The sequence below is a fragment of the Bradyrhizobium sp. AS23.2 genome (assembly GCF_001908185.1).
Lineage (GTDB): Bacteria > Pseudomonadota > Alphaproteobacteria > Rhizobiales > Xanthobacteraceae > Bradyrhizobium.
Genome location: NZ_LGHM01000361.1, coordinates 1 through 571, shown reverse-complemented (window position 1 = coordinate 571; position 571 = coordinate 1). Strand labels below are relative to the sequence as shown.

The following is a 571-nucleotide window of genomic DNA, read 5'->3' as shown; positions in this document are numbered from 1 at the left end:
CAAGGCATCCTGGGCTCGGCCGTGATCAAGGGCCAGGCCACCGAGGTGATCGACGTCGGCCACTTCCTGCCGATGGCGTTCGCGGACTGGTTCACCCGCAAGGAGATGATGCCGTCGATGCACGCGCAGTCGGTGCTGCTGGTCGACGACAGCGCGTTCTTCCGCAACATGCTGGCGCCGGTGCTCAAGGCCGCCGGCTACCGCGTTCGCACCGCGCCGACCGCGCAGGAGGGCCTGGCCGCGCTGCGCGCGCAGAGCTTCGACGTGGTCCTGACCGACATCGAGATGCCCGACATGAACGGGTTCGAGTTCGCGGAAGTGATCCGCTCCGACAACAACCTCGGCGCGATGCCGATCATCGGCCTGTCGGCGCTGGTGTCGCCGGCGGCGATCGAGCGCGGCCGGCAGGCCGGCTTCCACGACTATGTCGCCAAGTTCGACCGTCCCGGTCTGATCGCGGCGCTGAAGGAACAGACCGCGAGCGCCGCCGGCGCCTCCGAGCTGAGCCGGGCAGCGGCCTAAGAGCATGATCCGGACCCGAAGGGCCGCGTTAGCGCAAAGTGTGAAGCGG

The 571-nt window shown here is 68.7% G+C and carries 1 protein-coding gene; it reads left to right on the top strand.

The genetic code is table 11. From position 1 onward, the window contains the following. Positions 1 to 522 (top strand): response regulator (locus AC630_RS42145; protein ID WP_143198777.1); only part of this gene is annotated, 522 nt, incomplete at its 5' end. Positions 523 to 571 lie beyond the last annotated feature (49 nt).